Raw genomic sequence first — 22,278 nt, 5'->3', positions numbered from 1 at the left:
GTTTGTCGTGCACAACAGGTGTTGCCCCGGCAGATGTTTTCGCCAAAGGCCCGTTTCATCGATGGTTCTCTTTAACTTAATTGCTCGTTATTTCTGTGGCCCGCTGATTCCCTGTCTCTTCTGCTCTTCGGGGTTGCAGAAAGCGTATTTATCAGTCCGCAGGAGTCGTCTATATATCAGTACCGCATCGGGTTCACCGCGAATGCGCCGAAATAAATTTCAGTCACGATGAATGACACCGGTAATCAATGCCCCCGCGGGGGCATGCAAGCAGGATTCATTCGAAGAGATAGGCATTGACCAGGTTTTCGAGTAATTCCTGATGTCCGCTTTGATGCTGAGGATTAAGGTTATGCTGTTCGGCATACCGGGCGGTTTGCGCCAGCGACATTTGCCCCTGCAGAATTTGCTGACCCACTTCACGACTCCAGCCGGCATAGCGTTTTGCAACGCGTTGCTCCAGCTGACCGTCTTCAATCATGCGAGCGGCCTTTTTGAGTGCCAGCGCCATCACATCCATGGCGCCAATGTGACCATGGAACAGGTCATATTTGTCGGTGCTTTGACGACGGACTTTGGCATCAAAGTTCAGGCCACCGGTGGTAAAGCCGCCGGCTTTAAGGATCTCGTACATGACCAGCGTGTTTTCTTCTACGCTGTTCGGGAACTGATCCGTATCCCAGCCAAGCTGGGCGTCACCGCGGTTGGCGTCAACAGAGCCGAAAATATCCAGAGCAATGGCGCTGGCGATTTCATGGTGGAAAGAGTGCCCGGCAAGCGTGGCGTGGTTAGCCTCAATGTTCACCTTGATCTCTTTTTCCAGGCCAAATTGCTTGAGGAAGCCATAGACCGTCGCGACATCGTAATCATATTGATGCTTAGTGGGTTCCTGCGGTTTAGGTTCGATAAGCAGGGTGCCACGGAAACCCGTTTTGTATTTGTGCTCAACCACCATCTGCAGGAAGCGGCCAATTTGCTCACGCTCCTGGCGCAAATCCGTATTCAGCAGAGATTCGTAACCTTCGCGACCGCCCCATAGCACATAGTTTTCGCCGCCCAACTGGTGGGTGGCATTCATGGCGGCAACGACCTGGGCTGCCGCCCAGGCAAAGACGTCCGGATCGGGGTTGGTTGCCGCCCCGGCGGCGTAGCGCGGGTTGGTAAAACAGTTAGCAGTCCCCCACAGCAATTTCACCCCGCTTTCCTGCTGTTTTTGCGCCAGCACTTCGGTCATTCTGGCGAAGTTATTCAGATACTCTTTCAACGATGCGCCTTCTGGCGAGACGTCCACATCGTGGAAGCAGTAATACGGCACATTGAGCTTATGGAAGAATTCAAAAGCGACGTCAGCTTTATATTTTGCCTGGCTAAGCGCATCGCCTGCCTGTTGCCAGGGTCGTTCAAAAGAACCGCTGCCAAACATATCGGCGCCATTCCAGCAGAAGTTGTGCCAGTAGCAGGCGGCAAAGCGCAGGTGTTCTGCCATTCTTTTTCCCAGCACGATTTCATCCGGGTTGTAGTGGCGAAAAGCCAGCGGATTTGTTGTTTTGGGACCGGCAAAATGGACGCGGTCAAGTTGGTCGAAATAAACTGGCATAATGAACTCCGTCATTCAGGAATGCGAAAAATAAATAATTTTGACCTATCCTGTATTTTCCTGGCAGGCGGCTCAATTACGTTATTTCATTCGGCAATTAAGAAAATGCGCAAATGTGAACCATCTCGCAAATAATAACGCGACATATTAAATACACTGATATCCATACCCCCCCTTTACTTCGTGAGGGATTCGGATGGCAATCACTAAAATAAAAAACCAGGTGTTTTCGGGGACATTTTCCTGCCGCAGATATTGCTTGTCAGCGACTCGTCAGCACGCTGGGTACGCGCTCTGGAGAGAGCCTGAGTTTCGATGATCACAGAAGTAAAAAAACATAATTAATTAATGTAAAATCGTAATGGATTCCCTGAGGCCATCTGTGTCAGAAAGTGTTTCACATTCACAAAAGAGACCGGAGACTTGATTAGAATGAGCAAGAACATAATGCAAAGTCGGCATGATGAATATCACAAATTAACTCGTGGGGAACGCATTGGTTATGGGATGGGTGATTTTGCACAAAACCTTGTTTTTGGGACGATAGGCGGTTTTCTTGCTCTTCACATGTTGACGGTAAATACCATCAGCACCGCAACGGCGGGGTTTATATTTCTGTTTGTGCGCATCGTTAATGTTTTCTGGGATCCGATGGTCGGCACCTATGTTGACAAAAGAAGTTCAAGCGCCGGGAAATATCGCCCCTGGCTTTTAAGAGCCGGTATTCCCCTCGTGATTCTTTCCGCGTTGCTTTTTGCGCCTATTCCCGGAATAAGAGGTTCGGTTCCTTTTGCGTTTATCATTTATCTGGCACTGGATTTAGTTTATTCATTGGTGAATATTCCTTATGGTTCGCTTAATGCATCATTGACGAGAGACCCTGAATCAATTGATAAACTGACCAGTACCCGCATGATGCTGGCAAACAGCGCCAACCTGCTTGTTTATACCTTGTTCCCGATGTTCGTACAGATGGCCTCACCAAAAGATCGCAGTCTCAAGGATACGGGTTTTTTTGGCCTTCAGCTGAATATGGGTAACTATACCGACCCGTCAGCTAACTATGCGTGGTTTGGCGTTTACTCAATCTATATGTTAATTGGCGCAGCGGCACTTTTCTTCTGCTATAAATTCACCAAAGAACGTGTGGTCGCGACGGCAGAACAGACGGCTAACGTAAAAGCGACAGATTTATTCCTTGAACTTAAAAATAACCGGCCGCTGGTCATTCTCGGATTCTTTTTCATGTTAGCCTTTACCTTCATGTTCTTCATGAACACGGTCAATGGCTTTTTCAATCAGTTTGTTGTCGGTCATTCTGAATGGATGGGAGCGATTGGTCTTGTCGCCTCAATTCCCGGCATCATCTTCCCTATCTTCTGGTCCAGGCTGAAGAAAATCTTCGGTAAAAAAGGCTTCTTCCATCTTTTCCTTGGCATGTTTATTGTGGGTGAATTACTGACCTACGTGTGGTCACGCGAAGGCATGCACGATGCCCTGTGGCTTGCTTACGTCGCAACCTTCATTAAACAATGGGGCTTAACCTCGGCGACCGGCTTCATGTGGGCGCTTGTTCCGGAAGTGATTGCCTATGGCGAATTAAAATCAGGCAAACGCAATGCCGCCATCATTAACGCGATTATGGGACTGTTCTTCAAGATTGGTTTCACGATTGGCGGCGCGATTCCACTTTGGTTACTGGCCGCCTATGGCTTTAGCGAAACCGGCGCGCAACAAAGTGCCAATGCTATCGACGGAATCATTATGACCGCGGTGTGGATGCCCATCGTGTTAGCCGCTATTTCGATGATTATTATTCAGCTCTATCCTATCTCAGATAAAAATGTCACCGAGATCAACCGTCAGCTGGATGAGATCCGGGTATAGTTAAAAAATTAATAAGAATTCAGAAATATAAATTTGGATATTTTAAAAAGGTAGAATGATATGTCACTTATTCAAAACCCTGTATTACCCGGATTTAATGCGGACCCCAGTATTATCCGTGTAGGGGACACCTACTATATCGCCAACTCGACATTTGAGTGGTTCCCTGGCGTTCGTTTACATGAGTCAAAGGACCTGCAACACTGGAATCTGCTCCCCAGTCCCTTGTCTACCACCGCCCTTTTAGATATGAAAGGCAACCCTTCATCAGGTGGGATTTGGGCGCCGGCGCTCTCGTATGCCGATGGCAAATTCTGGTTAGTCTATACCGACGTGAAAATCACCGAAGGCGCCTTCAAAGACATGACCAACTATCTGACCACCGCGACCGATATCCGGGGTCCGTGGACAGATCCCATCAAACTGAATGGCGTCGGTTTTGATGCCTCGCTTTTCCATGATGATGACGGGCGTAAATATATCGTGCAGCAAACCTGGGACCATCGAGAGTACCATCACCCCTTCGATGGCATCACGTTAACTGAGCTTGATACGAAGACACTGAAATTAAAACCGGCAACCGCGCGGACTATTTATCGGGGCACCGCCGTTGCACTGGTCGAGGGGCCACACCTCTACAAACTGAACGGCTATTATTATCTTTTCGCCGCGCAGGGGGGGACCGTCTTTACCCACCAGGAGGTTGTTGCACGCTCCAGAACCTTAGAGGCCAACAGCTTTGAAACCGAGCCAGGGGAAGTGTTCTTAACGAACGTCGATACCCCGGACAGCTACATCCAGAAGCAGGGGCATGGCGCTTTGGTCTCCACCCCCAAAGGTGAATGGTATTATGCCTCGCTCTGCGCCCGTCCGTGGAATCGTCCAGGTGAGTCGGCCTATGATCCACGTGGCTGGTCAACTCTGGGCAGAGAAACCGCGATCCAGAAAGTGTATTGGGATGCCGACGGCTGGCCGCGTATCGAAGGGGGCCACGGCGGGAAAACCTTTGTCGAAGGACCCACCGATGCCATTTACACCGAAAGTGCCAAAGACCATAGTCAGTACGATGCGTTTAAAACAGCAACGCTCGATCCTAACTGGAATACGCTGCGCGTTCCGTTCACAGAAAAAATGGGGACCACCGGCGATGGCAAGCTGACGTTAATCGGGCAAGGTTCATTAGCGAATACGCATAACCTGTCGCTGATTGCCCGACGCTGGCAGGCCTTCTATTTTGATGCCCAGGTTAAAGTGAAATTTAATCCGGTCAATTATCAACAGATGGCAGGATTAACGAATTACTACAACGATCGCCACTGGAGCTTTGTGTTCATCACCTGGAATGAGATTAATGGCTCAGTCATTGAGATCGGTGAAAATAACCGCGGGAAATACACATCCTGTTTGAAAGATGATGCCATCAAGATCCCCGAAGGGACCGAGTTCGTCTGGTTCCGTACCAAAGTTCGCAAACAAACGTATAGCTATGAATACAGTTTTGATGGGGTCAACTTCACTGAAATCCCCGTTAAATTAGATGCAGCTATCCTTTCCGATGATTACGTGTTGCAAAGCTATGGCGGGTTCTTTACCGGAGCGTTCGTGGGCCTTGCGGCTGTAGACTACTCAGGTTATGACGCCAGCGCAGAGTTTTATGATTTCCATTATCAGGAGCTGGGCGATGCGTTAATGGCCGATGGTACGTATAGCTGGCAGGCGAGCGAATCACGGTTTAATTAAATTATAACGAGCCTACGTTATCTTAACGATAACGTAGGTTTCTGTTGCTGTTATTTTACTGTCAGGTGATTTATAAGGTTGTTCGCCGCTCTATTCCACGCATCCACACTCTGTCATTCCGTACGCTGAACGGATAAAACGCCGACGGCCCGGTTTCTCTTGTCCAGCACAAGGGGTTCTCTTTTAGACTGCAGACCTGATGATAATCAGGCCATAGAGCGACATCCGTATAGTACAGTATTCCACCTCTTGTCCGGCATCGTTAATGACAGCCATACTTCTCGTTCCACGAATCAGAGTGAAGAATGTTACCGTCTTTATAAAGGTGCGTGATTTTCTCATAACTCAGGGAAATATCTTCCATGTGACCAGTCCCCGTTACCGATCTCGTGTCGTGCATAACAGGGCTATAGTGAACCACTCTCACATTTTCTAACGTGATGATGTAGTAGATTTCCTCTGGTCCACTGTAGTTAATTCTGTAGAAATTAAATTCAGCACTTTTCAGCGTCTGGCCTGTAGCAACAGCCTTAAACAGATACGGCGATGAACTGTCAATCTCTTTAGTAAAGTTAAAAGAACAGTGTTGACGGGAACCAGTGACTTTACCAGTGAGGGGATCTGTAGGGATAATTACGCCGTGCTGTAAACTTCGTAGTTCTATGCTGCCATCCCTTCCGTGAACATCACACGACCCCACGATCTGCGATCCGCCATCATCTTTTAAAATTAGGTGAACAGGTACAGCCATTTATTAAGCTCCTCACCATTAGTCGAACAACCATTTCCTGGCCTTAGCCGATTGAATAAACATATCAATCGTGAGATCAGGAACATCTACAGGATCAGGTTTCTTGAACAGACTCCATGAAAACTTAACTTCGGGGTAGTAGGCCTCAAGATGGAAAGTAGACATATCAACGCCAAATTCCGTTTCAAACTCTTCGACTAACTCTTCAACATCATCCTGATCAAGCTGCACATCAAAATGAATGCTTGATTCTGGCGTGTACGTGTCATATTTCTTTTTCCTGAGTATGTAACAACCACCACGAATAGTGATCATTTCAATTACTCGTTGTTCAATAGGGTCTACCATAACTTATCGTTGCCTCTCGCTATGGTGTTATATTCTCTGATCGAATTGTAGGTAATTTGTGAAACATCAACCAAAAGAACGACCTCGCCAACTAAGGGGATAGTTCGACCTACCCACGCTCCGATACTTCGGACCATTCTGCGTTTTACCGTCCACGGCGTATAACCACCGATCCATGTAGGAAGTTTAATACCGAACGGAAAGAACCGTTTCCCGAATGCTTTTCTAATCCCTTTCGAAAGGCGTGAAGTCCCTTGAATCGCTGTACCGGGTTTAGTGCGCGTTGTCTGATCGTTTATACCTGCATACAGTGCACAGACTGCGGCAATGTCTTTAATGCCGAATTGATCAGCCGTGTTGAAAATAAACACCATAAAAAAACAGTTCAGCGGCGGTAAGATTCAATTTTCCCGCATAGAAGTATGTTCCATTTAGTTCTTCGACTGTATCCATCAGCACTCCGCCAAATCGTCATCTACCGCGTAGAAGTAGACTTCCGGTACATCAAGTACCGCTGCCAGTTTGCAGGATAATATAAAATCGGGGGCATGGACGCCCTTTCGTATGAGCTAATGCGAGAGCTTGCAGATTCCTCGTAGCCCGCATGAATTCAAGCCTAAAAAAGCGATTAAGACCTTATTATTTGTATTTTGATATAATCATATTTAATACATTTACCGGATCAATAGATAGCAAGGCAGCAATATGCGCGAATTCCACGACATCTAATCTCCTCTCACCACTCTCCATTTTGGCAACAAATGACTGTGGGCGCCCCAGCGCCTGGGCCAGCTTTACCTGAGTTAACCCCTTCTCCTTTCTTGCCGCGCGTAATATTTTTATAACCAATTGATATTCATCAGAATAAATAGAAGACATGTCATTTTTCTCGATCTATATCCCAAAATCGAATATCGTTCGCTTCCATAAATATCCCAAAACGGGATAATCAATTATTCAAGAGCAATCAGAACGCATCACGATAGCTCAGCGCCCATGGACGAAGAGAAATAACCGCTAGCTAATTTACTCAGGGAGAACCTTGGGATTCTGGCCGCTTCGTGACTCAGGGGCATAGCCCGGACCACCGCCTTCAGTTTCCAGAAGGCGACAAATATAAGCCCGCTAAAAACAATGAATTTCGTTTGTAACCTTAACCAACACAGGGAACTTTACTTATGAAAATCACCACCGCTGTCGCACTGCCAACCCGCCCTACGCAAGGAGGTCGCCATGTTTCTGGTTACCCTTGCTGAAAGCTTTATCAATATTTTCCAGCTCGCCGGGAAGGTCTTTCTCGACATGATGAGCGGGATCATTCCGATGCTGATTTGCCTGCTGCTCGCCATCAACTTTCTGATGAAGCTGGTCGGCCAGCGGCGCATGGAACGGGTAGCGACGCTGTTTGGTCGCTCGCGGATCCTGACCTATGGCCTGCTGCCGATCCTCGGCTGGTTCTTTATGAGCAGCCCCGGCGCGCTGACGCTCGGCAAGCTGCTGCCGGAAAAGAGCAAACCCGGGTATGAAGACGCGCTGGGCACCACCGCCCACCCGCTGACCAGCCTGTTCCCCCACGTGGTGCCCTCGGAGCTGTTCATCTGGTTGGGCGTCGCCGCCGGGATCAAAACCCTCGGCCTGCCGGTGACCGAACTGGCGCTGCGCTATATCGCCGCCGCCATCATCATTGGCCTGCTGCGCGGCATGATCACCGAATATCTGTTCCTGCGCCTGCGCCATAAGGCGACGGGAGGTGCGGCATGATCTATCAGGCCCATATCGAACGCGTCGGCCCCCATGTGGCGGACGGCCTGGCGGATAACCTGCTGATTACCTTTCTCGCCGACGGCCCGGCGGACTGCCTGGATTACACCCTGGCCCTGCGGCCCGTTTTTCAGCACGAGTATGCCCGGCTACGGGCGGGCGATCGGTTCACGCTCGGAGGCGAGGACTACCGCATCACCGCCGTTGGCAGCCACGCCCTGCAGGCGCTGCTGGAGCTCGGGCACCTGACGCTGGTGTTCGATAGCGCCAGCGCGCCTCGTCATCAGGGCACGGTACATCTTGCCGGCAAGGTCCCTGCGCTTGCGGTGTTGCAAGGCGATGTGATCGTTAAGGAGAGTGCGCAATGAACCTGATCAACGTAGCTCCCGGCGCCGAAGGATTCGGTACCGGGCTGAGGCTGCCGATCGACAGTGGCCTGAAGGTGGTGTCGCTAACCGGGCGGGAGATCCATCCCGTCGCCCGTCGGCTGGGCGAACTCACGCAATCGGAGGTGATCAACGGCTTTCAGGCCGTTCCGCCGGATGAAGAGACGCTGTGCGTGGTGATCAACTGCGGCGGTTCGCTACGCTGCGGGCTGTATCCGAAAAAAGGCATCAAGACGATTAACGTGATGCCCACCGGCCAGGCCGGACCGCTGGCGCAGTTTATTAACGCCAGCAACTACGTTTCGGACGTACATGAAGGGCAGATCACCCGCGTGGCGGCGGACGCGATGCCGGATGAGCCGCAGGCGATTGTGGTGGAGCCTGCCCCGCCGGTCGCGCAGATGCCGCCGCCCGCCACCTTCGGCAATCAGCTGATTATGGCGGTGGAAAGGCTGGGCAATAAGACCGGCCACGTCATCGCCCTGCTGTTTGCCGCCAGCCGCGAGGCGGTGGATGTGTCGGTACGAACAGTGATCCCGTTTATGGCCTTTGTCTCCGTGCTGATCGCCATCGTCCAGGCCACGTCGTTGGGCAACGTGATCGCTCATGCCCTGACGCCGATGGCGAACTCGCTGTGGGGACTGCTGCTGCTGTCGGTGATCTGCGGCATCCCCTTTCTGTCGCCGATTCTCGGGCCCGGCGCGGCGATTACCCAGGTGGTGGGGGTGATGATTGGCACCCAAATTGGGCTGGGGAATATCTCGCCGGCTTTCGCCCTGCCCGCTCTGTTCGCCATTAACGTGCAGGTGGGCTGCGACTTCGTGCCCGTCGGCCTCTCGATGCAGGAGGCCAAACCGGAGACCATCGCCAGCGGCGTACCGGCCTTCCTGCTTTCCCGCCAGTTGACCGGCCCGCTGGCGGTGATGATTGGCTGGGCCTTCTCTCTGGGACTGTTTTAACCGACATATAAGGAACGTCATGATGAACAAGTTAAAAGTGGCCGTTGTCGGCGCGGGGATCTATGGCAAGCACCATATCAACGCCTATCTGCATAACCCGGACGTGGAGCTGGTCGCGGTCTGCGACAACAACACGGAGCGTTGCCATGCCGCAGCGGATGAACTGGGCATCGCCGGGTACGACAGCCTGCCCGCCCTGCTGGATGAACAGCAGGTGGATGTCATTTCCGTGGCGACGTCCGATCCTTTCCATAAGGAACCGGCTCTGCAGGCCATTACCCACGGTAAGCATGTGTTGATTGAAAAACCGCTGGCGACCTCGGTGGCCGACTGCGAGGCGATTATTGCCGCCGCCAGGGAGCATGGGGTAATCGTCGGCGTCGATTTTCACAAGCGCTGGGACCCGGCGGCGATCCGCGTGCGCATGGTGGTGCAGAAGGCGGAAAGCGGCAGGATCCTGCGCGGCTATATCAATATGGATGATGTGATCGCCGTTCCCAGCGAATGGCTGGCCTGGTCGGCGCACAGTTCGCCGGTGTGGTTCCTCGGCTCGCACTGCTTCGACATGGTGCGCTATATCAGCGGGCAGGAGGTGAAATCGGTTTACGCGGTCGGACAGAAACGCCTGCTGGCGAGCAAAGGGCTGGACACCTGGGACAGCGTGCAGAGCACCCTGCTGATGGAGGACGGAAGTTCGTGGGTCATTGAAAACAGCTGGGTCCTGCCCGCCGCGTTCCCGAAAGACAACGACGGGCGCATGGCGGTGCTGTGCGATAACGCCTGGATCCGCTCGGATTCACAAAACCGCGGGCTGGAGATCTTCGGCCAGCAAACGGTTAAGACTCCGAACAGCTACTTCATTACCTACCGCGACGGCGTCGCCAGCGGGTTTGGTATTGACCCAATTAATGACTTTATTAAAGCGGTGAAGACCGATACCCCCTATGCCGCCAGCGCAGACGACGGGCTACAGGCCAGCCGGATTTGCGAGACGGCGCATAAAAGCCTGATGAGCGGCAAGGCGGAGCTGCTGGTTTAAGGGCTCCGGGAACAAGGATGTTCCCCTCCCCTTGTTACTTTATAGATCCGGTTACCGGCGTTAGCCGATGGCAGGATGTCCTGCTGTGCGAATGAGCGTCAGTATTAAAGCTGGTGAGTTTATTTTCCGGATGCAATAACCGTGTTTCTGATGGTTGGTAATACTATTCGACGTTAAGTCATTTAATGGCTTATAAGAAAACAAATTCATTCATCCATTCGATTTATATGCCATAAACATCAAGATTAAATATCCCTCTTCAGTTCTTAATATAAGTCAGAAGGTGCCGATTATGTTTTATTATCAGCTGGACTTTGTCTTTTTCACTGGTTAGATTTACAGGTGTTATTTAGCGCGATGCGGATGTGCGCCAACACACCCGCACCGCTCATCACAATCACTATTTGTTGGGAATAGCAATTATGACTGAAGTCGATTGTATTGCAGATTCATGTGTTGCAGAAGTGTCGCCAAAAAATAAGCGTCAGTTAACCGTGAGCTATGTGAGCCGTTTTCCGGATTATAGTCGTATTCCGGCGTTAACGATGAAGGGTCAGTGGCTGGAAGCCGCGGGGTTCGCGACGGGTACAAAGGTGGAAGTACGGGTAATGGCAGGCTGTATCGTGCTGACGGCAGTAGAGCCGGAACCGGAACTGGAAGAAGCGATGCGTCGGGTTGAGAAGCTGTCGGCAAGGAAGCAGAAACAGATCCGGGAGTTTATTGGGGTGATTGCGGGGAAACGCGTACGAAGCTAATAAATATCGCTCCTGATGCGTCAGGAGCGGTTATTGTTCAGATGGTACGTTGAGAGGCAGAAATAGTCATGTCCCCTTGATCTATCGGACTATGTTCTCACGTTCCAGTCATCGGTATATTGCACATTGCCATCGACATAGCGCCATGTAATTTTATCGTACATAAGAGCAATAGATTCCATGTGATTGATCTGCGCGTTACCCGCCATTTTAGCGTTTGGCATTCCGGGATTCACACCTGTAATCTTCACGCCCTCAAGGGTCATAATAAAATAGCACTCTTCCTGCCCTGCGTAGTTAATACGATACCAGCGAATCTCCGCGCTCTTCAGCGTCTGACCCGTAGAGACAGCTTTATATAGATACGGACTGGAACTATCAAACTCCTTTTCAAGCATCATCGGAGAGTGCGATCGCTTGCCAGTAATCTTGCCATTAGCACTGTCCACCGGAATGTTCAAACCATGACTAAAACCAATAATTTCGATACTCCCTTCACGATCCTGGACGTCTACAGATCCCTTAATATCTGCGCCGCCATCGTCTTTAAGCCACATGTAAGCCGGAACAGGCATTTTACAAACTCCTTTTGGTGGTGATGTTATTCATGATGAACCAATAGCAAGCCGTCGTTAGCAGCAGATTGAAAGCCACGGCAGTCGCAATAATGAAAGCCGGATATGTTTCTCCGTCAGTAAAAACAGACGAGTAAGGCAGGAAGCGGAACAGTGCCCAGAACAGGAACGTGAACGCGAATACCTTAACAAGACGTCGCAGGGTGGATAAAATCCAGTCACCAAAGAGGTTGGCTGAATTAACTTTGCGCGTCATGCCGTTGTAAGCGGTGATCATCGCGCTCATGACAGGAACACTGATCAGGATATTGATCAGAATAGCGAAATAAAAATGTAACGATTCCCACACTTCTAGATCGGGTTCACCCAGAATGAAACGAGTAAAAAGACTGGCGCTGTGGAAATCGAAAAGACCGACGATCGAACTGACTAAACCGTCGTAAGTAATCACCTTAGCGACAAGCAGCATGACCACTAAAAACAGCACTATCTTAAGGAACAAGCTAAGGGCATGTTTTGCCATTGGCGATCACCTCAATTGTGCCGTATGCCTTGAGTTTACTCATACAAGGAACATCTACCCGCTGTGTTCTCAGTAATGCATTGCGCAACATGGCAAAATCTGAATCATGTGGCAGAGTAATACAACCTTCTGATAGCGCGCCAGGATGCAAACGGAAGTTACCTCGTTTAACCCCCTCAATCCATGTGTAATCGTCGATTCCCCCATCATCCCGCCACAGAGCAAACCATTCGTTATGCCTGAACGTCGCACCATTCACTACATGGTTGTAAAGATCCCGAACACCTGCATTAACTTGCGATCGGAGTCCACCTTCAGGACGATCAACAATCCAGTATTTACCTGCCGGAACCGGGCCTACTGTTGGCTTCATGCCACAAGCTCCCCGATTGCGATAAATACCATCACCAGAGAACGCTAAAAATGTTCCTACCCCAGGAAACGATAACGGAGAGTAATGCGCATCGTTGATTAAAAACTTTCCATGTAAGGCCATAAACCACCCAATATCCTTCTGTGATATGTGGATTAAGGTACAGGTTGCTTAGTAGACAATCCATATTAAAAACATGATTTTATTTAAAATAATCTTATTTTATGTTGGGGTATGAGCCTGGCGGTGGCAAATGGTGAAATTTAGCGGGATATGCAGATATCCTTCGGGAGCGTGGCTGATATTCAGATGGCCCGGATCGCTCTATCACCTGGTTGTGTTTCTTGATCAAGATTTGGTCTAATACAGCATTATGGATTGTGATGCTTTTCAGGCTTTGAAGATCTGCTTACGATGCCAGCCAACGTATTGTTCGGTAGGCCATAGTGATTTGTCATGAGGAAGATGCAACGGCTGGCCGTTTCGTTGCCAGAACAGGTTGTCCACCACAGGGCTACGGCTGACTCCGCCGGAGATACGGATCGTCAGGTTTTCATCCAGCCCGAACGCGCCCATATCAAAAGCATCGTGGTGCAGTGAGCACAGTGCCAGACCGTTGTTCACTACACATGGCCCGCCATAGGTTTTCCAGTGGATATGGGCTGCTTCAATACCAACTAGCGCACCATCCAGCCGTAGGTCGTAACCGCAGAAAGCACATCGCGAGTGGTAAGCCCGGAGGACGATATCTCTGAAGCGCGGATCGCGGTTCTTCGAACGATCGATAAAATCCAGACCCAGTTGGTTGGCAAGGATCCGCTGAATACTCTCGGGGAAGCGATCTATCAGGATCTGCTGGGCCAGTTGGTCGATCATCTCCGGATGCGCCAGCAACTGCTGGTAAGCCGCTTCATCAAAGCCGCCCGCTACCTGGTTATCAATCAGCTCTTTCTTTGTCGGCTGGGTGTTGCCTCTACGGGGTTTACAACCTTCCGCGTTGGCGATCTCCCAGAAGCCGTCAGTTCTGAGCCGCCAGAAGGGCATATTGGGATAGTCAGTGCGTCGCTTGGGGCCAAACTCTTTGAGCAGGCGAGTGAGCGGTTCGTGGATCTCCAGGCCGTAGTTAAACAGGCGTGGGTGGCCTGCTTTGTACTGCGACAATATATACAACAGCAGCAACGGCTTATGCGGCGCGCATACGTCACCCTGACGCCATACAGAGACGTTGGAGATGGCCGATTGCAGCGCTTCGAGAGATATCATAGGAATGAACCGGGTAACTGGCTGATGTTATTGCGATCATGCTCGCAAAGTCATATTGATTCAAGACGAAAAACTAGGTGTTGATTGGCTGTAGGTAAAAGTTGATGTCCTTATGCAAAACTCTCTGTTTTTACTAACGTTCTCTAGACAAGATGGTACTCTGTAGCATTATTTGGGTAGAACTACATGCCGAAGTGTCTATAGGCAATTGAGCGAGAGTAGCTATGAAGTTAATCCATAACTCCGGTAAAGATCGTGTTATTGACTTGATTCGACCTCATTTCAAATCTGGTAACCAACTGGGGTGTGTGACCCCATCTTTCTCTTTATATGCTTTTGCTGAAATGCGTGAAGAGTTGTCTGTGATTGATCAGGTTCAATTGATCTTACCCTCAGCAGAAAACCTACTCGACTACCTAGGAGATGAAGGTGACCGTAGTGCGCGAAATTGCTTACAGACACGATGGTTAGCTAACCAATGTGCTAAATGGATAAGCGAAAAAGTGGAGCTTCGTCGGGCGCTTGGGCCGGTGCCACAAGGTACTGTTGTTATACGCAAACCTGATGCTACGCCCGAGCAAGTCGTTTTGGGGTCGTTCGCATTTAGCACCTCTGGTCTTGGATTAACGCCTGGTAACCCGCTGAGCTTAATTCAGGCTTCAGAATCACCTAGTGAAGCCGCTATATTATCCCAATGGTTCGATATGCAATGGCTGAGTTTAAATAGAGATGGAAATAGTATTTCAGCATCTGATGATAATGATCGCGATGCAATGATTGCAGCTTTGAAGTCCATAGGTGAACACCGTGATCCATCTACTGTTTACTCGCTCATATTGCACAGCCTATTTCGTGATAGTGAGGGGGAAATGGATGAGGAGCGGATCGTTAAATCCGCAACTGGTATCCGAAACACAGTGGTATGGAAAAAACTTTTCAAATTCCAGCGTGATGGAGTAGTCGGGGCGATTGATAAACTTAATCGTTTTGGTGGGTGCATCATCGCGGATAGTGTTGGTCTAGGTAAAACGTTTGAAGCGCTGGCAATTATCAAATATCACGAATTACGTAATGATCGTGTTTTAGTGTTAGCGCCAAAGCGGCTACGTGACAACTGGACTTTATACCAAACTAACGACAAGCGTAACATTCTTGCAGCTGATCGCTTTAACTATGATGTTCTGAATCATACAGATCTGTCACGCGACAGAGGGAGTTCTGGTGATATCGACTTGTCTCACATCAACTGGGGTAACTACGATTTAGTGGTGATTGATGAGTCTCACAATTTCCGCAATAAAATTACCCATAAAGGTAGGGAGTCTCGATATAACCGCTTGATGCGCAGAATCATTCAGGAAGGAGTCAAGACTCGAGTTCTCATGTTGTCAGCTACGCCGGTTAATAATCGTCTTTCAGACTTGCGCAATCAGATTGCCTTTGTGACCGAAGGAGATGATACCGCTTTGTTGGAGCATGGCATAACCAGTATTGAGACAACTACTCGCAAAGCTCAAGCTCAATTCAACCGTTGGTTGACAATGGATGAGCTTGAAAAAACACCGTCCAAATTGATTGAAATGTTAGGCTTTGATTATTTCACATTGCTAGATCATTTAACTATCGCGCGATCTCGACGACATGTGGAGAAATACTACGGCATTAGTGAGACTGGTCGTTTTCCTGAGCGCTTACCCCCAATAAATATTAAGGCGGACGTTGATCTTGCAGGTGAGTTCCGTGCTATTCGTGACATTAATCTGGAAATCCGTCGGCTTACGTTGGCTAGTTATGCACCGCTTCGTTATGTTTTGCCACACAAGCAAGCAGCATATGATGCAAAGTACAGCACCCAGATTCGCGGCGGAGAAAGTTTTTTTCGCCAGGTAGACCGTGAAGAAAGTTTAATCAACTTACTGCGTGTGAATGTACTAAAGCGTATGGAAAGTTCTGTGAAGTCATTCGCCCTGACAGTGCAAAGGCAACTTAGGGATGTGGAATCAACTTTGGCTCGCATTGAATTGCATACCGGAGAGCTTGAAGAAATAGACATCACTGATGTTGATATTGATGATCCTGCTTTTGAAGCTCTTCTGGTTGGTCGGAAAGTCAAAGTACTACTTGGTGATGTAGACCTGATTCGCTGGAGACAAGATCTGATCGAGGATCGTAATCGTTTAGCTACATTGTTGTCGGCTGCTAAACAAGTTGATGTTGATCGTGATGCTAAACTGGCTGCTCTTCGCAAGATGATTGAAGACAAATGTCAACATCCCATCAATAGCGGTAATCGAAAAATCATTGTATTTACAGCGTTCTCTGACACCGCAAACTATCTTTATGAGCAGCTTGCCCAATGGGCGAAAGGGCAGTTGGGGATTGATGCTGCACTGGTAACTGGTAGCTCAGGTATACAGACCACCTTGCCTGGCTTGCGTAAGAGCATGAATGATGTGTTGTCCGCGTTTGCTCCAAGAGCTAAAGAGCGTCCGGAGGAGCTTACTGCTGAAGGTGAAGTTGATCTACTTATAGCAACAGACTGTATTTCTGAGGGACAAAACCTTCAGGACTGTGATTGGCTGATCAACTATGACATCCACTGGAATCCGGTCCGCATAATTCAGCGTTTTGGCCGTATTGACCGTATTGGCTCACCAAATCAATGCATTCAGCTTGTAAACTTCTGGCCTAACATGGAGTTAGAGGAATACATAAATCTGGAGCAGCGGGTTAGTGGTCGTATGGTTCTGCTTGATATTTCTGCGACAGGTGAAGAGAATTTGATCGAGCAGCAATCCGGTAACTCTATGAATGATCTTGAGTATCGACGTAAACAACTGCTCAAATTGCAGGATACCGTGATCGATTTGGAGGATCTTTCTACTGGGGTATCGATCACTGATCTTACACTCAACGACTTCCGTATTGATTTGGCAAAGTATTTAAAGACTTATCCTGACAAGCTTGAGGCTCAACCACTAGGTGTATACGCAGTTACCACTAGCCTGGATCCGGAAATACCACCAGGTATGATTTTTTGTCTGCAGGCTTGTGAGAAGAAAGGGCATAAAGCACTCGTTGAACAAGCATCTTCAGATTACCCTCTTGCACCACACTACTTGGTTCACATCGGAGATGATGGTGCGGTGTTATTGCCTTACTCACAGGCTAAACGCATCCTCGATAGCCTGAAACGTCTGGCGCTTGGGCGTGAAGTTCCCGACGATACAGCGTGTGCCAGTTTTGATAAAAAAACCAGATATGGTGAAGACATGAGTCACGCACAAAAACTTCTTACCGCAGCGGTTGCATCAATAGCGGGTAAAAATGAAGAACGTGCTGTTGCCAGTCTTTTCACTCCAGGTGGAACTCACGCCATCAAGGGGGAGTTTGCTGGGAGTAATGATTTTGAAGTGATAGCATTTATGGTCATCTTGCCAGAGAGTGGATCAATATGACATGTCTTGACGCGCAAACCGTTATCCAGGCATTGGAGCTTCCTGACAGCTGTCAGGTGGGTCAACGCGTCCCCAAGAAAATATTGCTGGAAAATATTGCGGCTACGGCAGCTGATAAGCGTTTGATCACTGATAACATTGCTGAAATCCAGTGGTTGGCGGCACTTAAGCCCAATACAATAGGGGTGCCAGACTATCGGGATACGAAGCGTGAGTATCTTGAGATTACGATTTTATCTGTGACTTTACGAGGTGTCTTGAAACCAGCAAACCGTGTCCGTTTGGCTGAGCTGCTACATCGTGCTGTTCCCTATCCTGTTTTATTACAACTGGTTGAAGGTCAAATTCAGACTCTATTTTTGGCCCACAAACGATGGGCTCAGAACGAGTTTGGTAAAGTAGTACTTGATGGTGGCTTGGTATATGCCTCATTTTTTCATACCATGGTTGAAGCTCCAGAGACTGCCTGTCTGACATCTCCGGAAGTAGGGCATGCTTTTTTGCAATCTTTGTCAATCTCGCGCCAACCTCAGGCCACACTCTATAGTCTTTACCAGGGGTGGCTCGATTGCGTACAAACACTGTTGGCTGCGCGTTTGACAGGGATCTATCGTATTGTACCCACACAAGAGCAGGCTGAGGCGCGCCGGCAGGCATTGAACGATTACGAAAGGCTTGAAATCGAGATTAACCGTTTACGTGGATTGGCGCTAAAAGAAAAACAAATGGCGCGCCAGGTTGAGCTGAATCTCCAATTGCAAGCACTGCTGGCAGAGCGTCAACGGATCGTGCTTAATCTCTAAGGAAAAAGAAGTGAAAGCCTCAGAAACTAATTTGCTTAAATTTTTACGCAAGTCTCCACAGTTTGTCATTCCTATCTACCAACGTAATTATTCATGGACGGAGGCCCAGTGCCAACAGCTCTGGGCGGATTTAATGCGCTCTGGGCGTGATAATGGGATAAATGGCCATTTTATTGGCTCTATTGTTTATGTGGAGCGCGGCCTGTCCACCGTGACTACTCAAGAGGCACTACTTGTTATCGATGGGCAGCAACGGCTTACAACCTGTACCTTGCTAATCGCAGCCTTAGCTAAGCATTTTGAAACTAATCAACTCTCTGAATTACTCGACAGTTTTTCTGCGCGCAAGCTACGCAACTACTATCTGCTTAATCCGGATGAAGAAGGCGAGCGTCACTATAAACTCATATTGTCAGAGACCGACAAAGATACCCTGCTGGCCATTCTCAAATCTACCCCGATGCCATTGGAAATAAGTTCACGTATTGAGCAGAATTACATGCTTTTTCAAGGGTTGATAGAGAAGCATCAGGATGAGTTGGAAGTAATATGTCAAGGACTTGCTAAGCTTCTGATCGTTGAAGTCTCACTGGATCGTACACAAGACAACCCCCAGCTGATCTTCGAAAGCATGAATTCCACCGGACTTGAGCTAAGCCAGGCAGACCTGATTCGTAACTATATTCTGATGAGTTTAGAACCGAAGCTTCAAGCTGAGCTCTATCAGAGCTACTGGCGGCCAATGGAAAAGGCGTTCGGCCAAGCGGCCTACGTGACGCATTTTGACCCCTTCATGCGTCATTATCTCACCGCGAAAACAGGTGATATCCCGAATGTGCGAGATGTTTACACCGCTTTCAAATCTTTTGCTCGTTCCAGCCAGGTTGATATTACAGTACTGGTTGCCGATATTCATGCCTTTGCAAATTACTACTGTGCTATGGCGCTTGGTGCAGAAAAAAATCCACTGATAAAACAAGCTTTTCATGATCTTCGTGAGCTTAAGGTCGATGTAGCCTATCCATTTTTACTGGATGTTTACCACGATTATAAAATGGAAAGGCTGGGGGCTGATGAATTAGTAAGCATTGTCCGTCTGGTCGAAAGCTATGTGTTCCGCCGAGCGATCTGTGCTATCCCCACTAACTCGCTCAACAAAACCTTTGCTGGTCTGAGCCGTACATTGAAGAAGGACCGCTACCTTGAGAGTGTCCAGGCCGCTTTCTTACTGTTGCCATCGTATCGTCGTTTCCCAGGGAATGAAGAGTTCGAACGTGAGATTAAACAACGAGACTTGTATAATTTTCGTAGTCGAAATTACTGGTTGCGCCGCCTGGAAAACCACGGACGAAAAGAGCGGATCGTACTAGAGGATTACACGATTGAGCACATCTTACCCCAAAATGTAGAGCTGTCAGCGGAATGGCGAGCAGAACTTGGTCCAAACTGGCAAGAGATCCAGCAAACTTGGTTACACACCTTGGGCAATCTCACTTTGACTGGTTATAACAGTGAGTACAGTGATGCTTCGTTCGCTTACAAACGTGATCAAGTAATTAATAGCGACGGCAAAAAAATTGGTTTCAAATACAGCGCTCTTAATATCAATGAAGGACTCGGTGACATTGATAAGTGGGACGAAAATGCCATTACAGCCCGAGCTGAGCAGCTGGCCAAAATAGCAACAAAAGTTTGGGGATCGCCAGTCCTGAAGAGTGGTGTACTTGATGCTTATCGCCCAACAATAACCGATGCAGGCGCGCATTACAGTATAGACGATCACCCATATCTTAATAGTGGGGCACTGAGAACGCTGTTTGATGCCCTGCGCAAGGCAGTTCTGGAGTTGGATCCATGCATCCACGAAGAATATCTCAAACTCTACATTGCCTACAAAGCAGAGACCAACTTTGTCGATGTTGTTCCTCAGGCTAAACGCTTGCGCTTGTCACTAAATATGCCATTCAGCGAGATTGATGATCCAAAAGGGATCTGTACCGACGTTACAAACCTTGGTCGGTGGGGGAATGGCGATGTGGAAATTGGATTATCCAGTTTAGAGCAGCTTCCCTATGTCATGGGATTGATTCGTCAATCCTTTGACCGTCAGATGGGAAGGCCAGAGGATGCTTGAGCCTAAAATTACAAAATTATCTGAGAATTACTCTATGTCTATGAAAAATATCGATATTAATGATCCAGAGGCTCAGTCTACTGATTTGGTGGCTGACAATATTGAACAACTGAAGAATTTGTTCCCTGAGCTGATTACCGAGGGGGTTAACGGTGTATCAGTAAATGTGGATGTGCTTAGAGCATTAGTGGGCGACAAAAATGTTACAGATGCAGATGAGAAATATGGTCTCAACTGGCATGGTAAACGCCGTGCCCGGCAATTGGCGCTGACACCAAGTACAGGCACTTTACTACCATGCCCTGAAGAGAGTGTTGATTGGGATACTACTAAGAACCTAATGATCGAAGGTGATAACCTCGAGGTTCTGAAACTCATGCAAAAAAGCTATTCCGGTAAGGTAAAATTAATTTATATCGACCCGCCTTATAACACGGGTAAGGATTTTGTGTACCCGGATAACTTCCAGGACAATATTAATAATTATCTAGAATTAACTGGGCAGGTAGAAAGCGGTCAGAAGATTAGTAGCAATACTGAATCAAGTGGGAGGTTTCATACCGAATGGTTGAACATGATGTATCCAAGGTTAAAACTTGCCAGAAATCTACTCAGGGAAGATGGCGCTATTTTTATAAGTATTGATGAGAATGAAGCGAAGAATCTTATTCTTATTATGAATGAGATTTTTGGTGAGGAAAATGCTGTTTTATCAGCAGTTTGGCGTAAACGTGTGTCACCAGCAAATGATGCTAAGTGGTTTAGTTCGGATCATGATCTAATCGTCATCTATGCAAAAAATAAGGATGTTTGGCGGCCCAAGAAGTTACCAAGAAATGCTCAACAATTGTCTAACTATAAGAATCCGGACAATGATCCTCGTGGCCCATGGAATTCCGCGACATATACATGCAATAAATCTAAAGATGAACGCCCTAACCTTTTTTACCCGATTCGAAATCCGAATACCGGAGAAGATGTTTGGCCTAAAGAGACGGCTGTTTGGAAGTATGGTCCAGAGGTGACGGCGCTTCAGCAGAAAGATAATAGACTCTATTGGGGAGCTGATGGTTTGGCTGCATTTCCGAGAGTTAAGCTTTTTCTTTCAGAAATGGACAACGTAGTACCTCGTTCTGTATGGGATTACGAAGATGTTGGCCATACACAGGAAGCAACAACAGAGTTAAAGGCTTTATTTGATGGCAACCAAGTTTTCGACTCTCCAAAGCCTGTGAGATTGCTTCAGCGAATTATTGATTTATGCTGTGATTCGTCAAATGACCTTATACTTGATTTTTTTGCGGGCAGTGGAACAACAGGACACGCATCCTATTCAAGGAGTGTCTCTGGAAATCCTGTTCGTTTTATTTTAATTCAGCTGCCGGAACCATTGGTGGATAACTCTTTTCGATATATCTCTGATATAACAAAAGAGCGCCTGCGGCGTTCTGCGACCAAGATCAAAGCAGATAATCCAGAATGGCAAGGTGATGTTGGTTTTCGTGTATTCAAGCTTGCTCACTCAAATATCCGAGCATGGAATCCCAAACCAGAAAATCTTGAGGCCACATTACTTGATTTCGAAGATCATCTCATTGAAGGACGCAGTGAAGCTGATATCCTTTATGAGTTATTACTCAAACTAGGCCTTGATCTTTGTGTGCCGATTGAGAAGCGTATTATCGCTGAACGTGAGGTGTACTCTATCGGAGGTGGGGTGTTGATAGCCTGCCTAGCTGAGCAAATCAATAGCGATCTTATAGAACCTCTTGCTCTAGGAATTGTTGATTGGCGCAAGGAGTTAACAACCGCTGGTGATACTACCTGTGTATTCCGCGATGGTGCTTTTACCAACGATGTGGCGAAAACTAACCTCGCAGCTATCCTGGAACAGCATGGCATCCAGAATGTGCGTAGTTTGTGAGG

General features: G+C 48.3%; 19 protein-coding genes and 2 pseudogenes. 11 read left to right on the top strand and 10 right to left on the bottom strand.

The window, feature by feature from the left end; translation table 11 throughout:
* Positions 1 to 277 precede the first annotated feature (277 nt).
* On the bottom strand, positions 278 to 1,597 hold the full coding sequence (xylA, locus tag MC50_RS11360; RefSeq protein WP_047665446.1) for a xylose isomerase: 1,320 nt from the start codon (positions 1,595 to 1,597) through the stop codon (positions 278 to 280).
* Between the two features lie 447 nt (positions 1,598 to 2,044).
* Between xylA and MC50_RS11355 the strand changes: the two genes are divergently transcribed.
* Together MC50_RS11355 and MC50_RS11350 are read left to right on the top strand one after the other, a co-directional pair.
* Positions 2,045 to 3,484: an MFS transporter gene (locus MC50_RS11355; protein WP_160873654.1), complete on the top strand. Its 1,440-nt coding sequence runs from the start codon at positions 2,045 to 2,047 to the stop codon at positions 3,482 to 3,484.
* A 60-nt stretch (positions 3,485 to 3,544) separates the two neighbouring features.
* Complete coding sequence (locus tag MC50_RS11350; RefSeq protein WP_047663909.1) at positions 3,545 to 5,224, top strand: glycoside hydrolase family 43 protein; 1,680 nt, start codon at positions 3,545 to 3,547, stop codon at positions 5,222 to 5,224.
* A 262-nt stretch (positions 5,225 to 5,486) separates the two neighbouring features.
* Here the strand turns inward: MC50_RS11350 and MC50_RS11345 are convergent, their stop codons facing one another.
* The 5 genes and pseudogenes from MC50_RS11345 to MC50_RS11325 all read right to left on the bottom strand — a co-directional run bounded on the left by MC50_RS11345 (position 5,487) and on the right by MC50_RS11325 (position 7,202).
* Positions 5,487 to 5,975, bottom strand: a complete 489-nt coding sequence (locus MC50_RS11345) for an Hcp family type VI secretion system effector (RefSeq protein ID WP_047663907.1) — start codon at positions 5,973 to 5,975, stop codon at positions 5,487 to 5,489.
* 18 nt (positions 5,976 to 5,993) lie between these two features.
* Positions 5,994 to 6,323 carry a DUF1493 family protein gene (locus MC50_RS11340; protein WP_047663904.1) on the bottom strand — a complete coding sequence of 110 codons (330 nt, stop codon included), beginning with the start codon at positions 6,321 to 6,323 and terminating at the stop codon, positions 5,994 to 5,996.
* Positions 6,317 to 6,776: pseudogene (locus MC50_RS11335) on the bottom strand (STM2901 family protein). Before MC50_RS11335 ends, MC50_RS11340 begins: the two are co-directional and overlap by 7 nt.
* Before the next feature lie 5 nt (positions 6,777 to 6,781).
* Positions 6,782 to 6,918: pseudogene (locus MC50_RS11330) on the bottom strand (transcriptional regulator); the annotation flags it as partial.
* A 44-nt stretch (positions 6,919 to 6,962) separates the two neighbouring features.
* Positions 6,963 to 7,202: a helix-turn-helix domain-containing protein gene (locus MC50_RS11325; RefSeq protein ID WP_047663901.1), complete on the bottom strand. Its 240-nt coding sequence runs from the start codon at positions 7,200 to 7,202 to the stop codon at positions 6,963 to 6,965.
* A 354-nt stretch (positions 7,203 to 7,556) separates the two neighbouring features.
* Here MC50_RS11325 and srlA point away from each other — a divergent pair, with 354 nt between their 5' ends.
* The 5 genes from srlA (at position 7,557) to symE (ending at position 11,223) form a co-directional block, all read left to right on the top strand.
* Positions 7,557 to 8,084, top strand: a complete 528-nt coding sequence (srlA, locus tag MC50_RS11320) for a PTS glucitol/sorbitol transporter subunit IIC (RefSeq protein WP_047663899.1) — start codon at positions 7,557 to 7,559, stop codon at positions 8,082 to 8,084.
* Positions 8,081 to 8,452 (top strand): PTS glucitol/sorbitol transporter subunit IIA, encoded by a 372-nt coding sequence (locus MC50_RS11315; protein ID WP_047663897.1) that lies wholly within the window; start codon positions 8,081 to 8,083, stop codon positions 8,450 to 8,452. The genes srlA and MC50_RS11315 overlap by 4 nt, the downstream gene beginning before the upstream one ends.
* Entirely contained in the window at positions 8,449 to 9,429 is a 981-nt protein-coding gene (gene srlE, locus MC50_RS11310; RefSeq protein WP_047663894.1) for a PTS glucitol/sorbitol transporter subunit IIB, read from the top strand. The genes MC50_RS11315 and srlE overlap by 4 nt, the downstream gene beginning before the upstream one ends.
* Before the next feature lie 22 nt (positions 9,430 to 9,451).
* Positions 9,452 to 10,468 carry a Gfo/Idh/MocA family protein gene (locus tag MC50_RS11305; protein WP_047663891.1) on the top strand — a complete coding sequence of 339 codons (1,017 nt, stop codon included), beginning with the start codon at positions 9,452 to 9,454 and terminating at the stop codon, positions 10,466 to 10,468.
* 422 nt (positions 10,469 to 10,890) lie between these two features.
* Entirely contained in the window at positions 10,891 to 11,223 is a 333-nt protein-coding gene (gene symE / locus MC50_RS11300; protein ID WP_047663888.1) for an endoribonuclease SymE, read from the top strand.
* A gap of 89 nt (positions 11,224 to 11,312) precedes the next feature.
* On the opposite strand, the gene MC50_RS11295 is transcribed toward symE, so the two are convergent.
* The 4 genes from MC50_RS11295 to MC50_RS11280 form a co-directional block, all read right to left on the bottom strand.
* Entirely contained in the window at positions 11,313 to 11,798 is a 486-nt protein-coding gene (locus tag MC50_RS11295) for an Hcp family type VI secretion system effector (RefSeq protein WP_015585275.1), read from the bottom strand.
* A gap of 1 nt (position 11,799) precedes the next feature.
* Positions 11,800 to 12,321 (bottom strand): hypothetical protein, encoded by a 522-nt coding sequence (locus MC50_RS11290; protein ID WP_046853181.1) that lies wholly within the window; start codon positions 12,319 to 12,321, stop codon positions 11,800 to 11,802.
* Positions 12,302 to 12,817 carry a DUF2778 domain-containing protein gene (locus MC50_RS11285; RefSeq protein ID WP_072067823.1) on the bottom strand — a complete coding sequence of 172 codons (516 nt, stop codon included), beginning with the start codon at positions 12,815 to 12,817 and terminating at the stop codon, positions 12,302 to 12,304. The genes MC50_RS11290 and MC50_RS11285 overlap by 20 nt, the downstream gene beginning before the upstream one ends.
* Positions 12,818 to 13,084: 267 nt before the next feature.
* Positions 13,085 to 13,957 (bottom strand): phosphorothioated DNA-binding restriction endonuclease, encoded by an 873-nt coding sequence (locus MC50_RS11280; RefSeq protein ID WP_102990860.1) that lies wholly within the window; start codon positions 13,955 to 13,957, stop codon positions 13,085 to 13,087.
* Positions 13,958 to 14,181: 224 nt separating this feature from the next.
* On the opposite strand from MC50_RS11280, the gene MC50_RS11275 reads away from it, so the two are divergent.
* From MC50_RS11275 to MC50_RS11260, 4 genes are read left to right on the top strand one after another with little or no spacing between them, the layout of a single operon-like run.
* Positions 14,182 to 17,415, top strand: a complete 3,234-nt coding sequence (locus MC50_RS11275) for a helicase-related protein (protein ID WP_047663885.1) — start codon at positions 14,182 to 14,184, stop codon at positions 17,413 to 17,415.
* Positions 17,412 to 18,218, top strand: a complete 807-nt coding sequence (locus MC50_RS11270; protein ID WP_047663884.1) for a DUF4391 domain-containing protein — start codon at positions 17,412 to 17,414, stop codon at positions 18,216 to 18,218. The genes MC50_RS11275 and MC50_RS11270 overlap by 4 nt, the downstream gene beginning before the upstream one ends.
* Before the next feature lie 10 nt (positions 18,219 to 18,228).
* Complete coding sequence (locus MC50_RS11265; RefSeq protein WP_047663882.1) at positions 18,229 to 20,352, top strand: GmrSD restriction endonuclease domain-containing protein; 2,124 nt, start codon at positions 18,229 to 18,231, stop codon at positions 20,350 to 20,352.
* A gap of 40 nt (positions 20,353 to 20,392) precedes the next feature.
* Positions 20,393 to 22,276, top strand: a complete 1,884-nt coding sequence (locus tag MC50_RS11260) for a site-specific DNA-methyltransferase (protein WP_047665444.1) — start codon at positions 20,393 to 20,395, stop codon at positions 22,274 to 22,276.
* The last annotated feature ends 2 nt before the right edge of the window (positions 22,277 to 22,278 follow it).

It is taken from the genome of Klebsiella planticola, from assembly GCF_000783935.2.
GTDB lineage: Bacteria > Pseudomonadota > Gammaproteobacteria > Enterobacterales > Enterobacteriaceae > Klebsiella > Klebsiella planticola.
Note: the sequence above shows the minus strand (reverse complement) of the source record. Positions and strands in the feature narration are given on the sequence as shown.

Coding starts and splice junctions, on each gene's coding strand:
- MC50_RS11350 (WP_047663909.1), top strand. CDS start 3,545: ATGTCACTTATTCAAAACCCTGTATTACCCGGATTTAATGCGGACCCC.
- MC50_RS11295 (WP_015585275.1), bottom strand. CDS start 11,798: ATGCCTGTTCCGGCTTACATGTGGCTTAAAGACGATGGCGGCGCAGAT.
- MC50_RS11315 (WP_047663897.1), top strand. CDS start 8,081: ATGATCTATCAGGCCCATATCGAACGCGTCGGCCCCCATGTGGCGGAC.
- srlE (WP_047663894.1), top strand. CDS start 8,449: ATGAACCTGATCAACGTAGCTCCCGGCGCCGAAGGATTCGGTACCGGG.
- MC50_RS11355 (WP_160873654.1), top strand. CDS start 2,045: ATGCAAAGTCGGCATGATGAATATCACAAATTAACTCGTGGGGAACGC.
- MC50_RS11345 (WP_047663907.1), bottom strand. CDS start 5,975: ATGGCTGTACCTGTTCACCTAATTTTAAAAGATGATGGCGGATCGCAG.
- MC50_RS11325 (WP_047663901.1), bottom strand. CDS start 7,202: ATGTCTTCTATTTATTCTGATGAATATCAATTGGTTATAAAAATATTA.
- xylA (WP_047665446.1), bottom strand. CDS start 1,597: ATGCCAGTTTATTTCGACCAACTTGACCGCGTCCATTTTGCCGGTCCC.
- MC50_RS11270 (WP_047663884.1), top strand. CDS start 17,412: ATGACATGTCTTGACGCGCAAACCGTTATCCAGGCATTGGAGCTTCCT.
- srlA (WP_047663899.1), top strand. CDS start 7,557: ATGTTTCTGGTTACCCTTGCTGAAAGCTTTATCAATATTTTCCAGCTC.
- MC50_RS11290 (WP_046853181.1), bottom strand. CDS start 12,321: ATGGCAAAACATGCCCTTAGCTTGTTCCTTAAGATAGTGCTGTTTTTA.
- MC50_RS11260 (WP_047665444.1), top strand. CDS start 20,393: ATGAAAAATATCGATATTAATGATCCAGAGGCTCAGTCTACTGATTTG.
- MC50_RS11340 (WP_047663904.1), bottom strand. CDS start 6,323: ATGGTAGACCCTATTGAACAACGAGTAATTGAAATGATCACTATTCGT.
- MC50_RS11280 (WP_102990860.1), bottom strand. CDS start 13,957: ATGATATCTCTCGAAGCGCTGCAATCGGCCATCTCCAACGTCTCTGTA.
- symE (WP_047663888.1), top strand. CDS start 10,891: ATGACTGAAGTCGATTGTATTGCAGATTCATGTGTTGCAGAAGTGTCG.
- MC50_RS11285 (WP_072067823.1), bottom strand. CDS start 12,817: ATGGCCTTACATGGAAAGTTTTTAATCAACGATGCGCATTACTCTCCG.
- MC50_RS11275 (WP_047663885.1), top strand. CDS start 14,182: ATGAAGTTAATCCATAACTCCGGTAAAGATCGTGTTATTGACTTGATT.
- MC50_RS11305 (WP_047663891.1), top strand. CDS start 9,452: ATGAACAAGTTAAAAGTGGCCGTTGTCGGCGCGGGGATCTATGGCAAG.